The sequence below is a fragment of the Enterococcus sp. VV15 genome (genome assembly GCF_005236045.1).
GTDB classification, from domain to species: Bacteria; Bacillota; Bacilli; order Lactobacillales; family Enterococcaceae; genus Enterococcus_B; species Enterococcus_B durans.
In genome coordinates, this window is sequence record NZ_QPTY01000096.1 from 1 (window position 1) to 1,156 (window position 1,156).

The 1,156-nt window shown below is 34.6% G+C and carries 1 protein-coding gene and 2 pseudogenes; all 3 read left to right on the forward strand.

What is annotated here, in order from left to right:
* Positions 1 to 85: pseudogene (locus DVW83_RS14715) on the forward strand (IS6 family transposase); the annotation flags it as partial.
* Positions 86 to 210: 125 nt separating this feature from the next.
* Positions 211 to 395 (forward strand): annotated as a pseudogene (locus tag DVW83_RS14720) (type II toxin-antitoxin system HicA family toxin).
* A 33-nt stretch (positions 396 to 428) separates the two neighbouring features.
* Positions 429 to 860 carry a type II toxin-antitoxin system HicB family antitoxin gene (locus DVW83_RS14725; protein ID WP_002305052.1) on the forward strand — a complete coding sequence of 144 codons (432 nt, stop codon included), beginning with the start codon at positions 429 to 431 and terminating at the stop codon, positions 858 to 860.
* Positions 861 to 1,156 lie beyond the last annotated feature (296 nt).

Sequence of the window (1,156 nt, forward strand, 5' to 3'; positions counted from 1 at the left end):
ATATAAGAAAACCCGAAAAGAAGGCACTCTCTTCGGGTTTTCGGTCTGTACTGAAATCAAGGTATTATTGGGAATCCCAGATTAAATCATAGATACCGTAAGGGATTTTATTCTTTATTTAAAACTTTGCAACAGAACCCTAAAAGTGATAGCACTTTACACACGTGTTAATACGTGTTATAATTATTTTGTAAGGAGGTATAGTGCACAATGCCACTTACGGGAAAAGGAATGCTTAAGTTATTGAAAAAAATGGCTGGGTTGAGCGAAGGCAAGAGGGATCTCATCATCATCTTTATAAGGATGGTGTTAGAATCACTGTTCCTGTTCATGCCAATCAAGATCTTGTCCGAGGACTTGAGCGAAAAATTTTAAAGGATGCGGGATTGAAATAATCTCGCATTCGATTAAAGAAAGGATTGACTGAAATGTTAAGTGAGCCTTTAGCAAAAACCTATCCTGCTATTTTTAGCCCAGAAGAAGGTGGTGGGTACTTTATTGAATTTCCTGATGTTCAAGGTGCTTACACAGGAATTAACGAAGACGATATATCTTATGGAATTGCTATGGCACAAGAGGTGTTAGGTATGGTTTTAGCAGATTATATTGAGCATGAAGATCTACTTCCAGAACCAACACCAATCAATAAGATTTCTGTTGAAGATGATTCTTTTACTACTTTAATTCGTGTAGATGTTGCCAAATATTTGAAAGACACAGAACTTGTCAAAAAAACCTTAACAATTCCTCAATGGGCGGATAAGCTAGGCAAAAGGGCTGGCATAAATTTTTCAGTCCTTCTAACAGAATCAATTGCAGATAAAGCAGATAACATTCTTCGTTCTGGAAGAAATAATTAGAACTCAAAAGAGTCAGAAACTTAAAAATCTTTGGCTTCTTTTTTTACTACAAAGATGGCTTCTTTAAATTATTTGCCTGATTGATTTAAAAAAATTGCGCAAAGACTACGAGCTAATTAAGTTGCTCGTGGTCTTTCTTTATGAAAACTTTTTAGATCTAGATAAAAACATTGAGACACTTTGAAAAATTTTTTTAATAGTAATGGGCGCTTCTATGTCAGTCAAGTCCATAATCCTGTGTAAAATACTATACAATGTTTTACCGGTCTCTCATTGATCAAACTTAATATATTTTC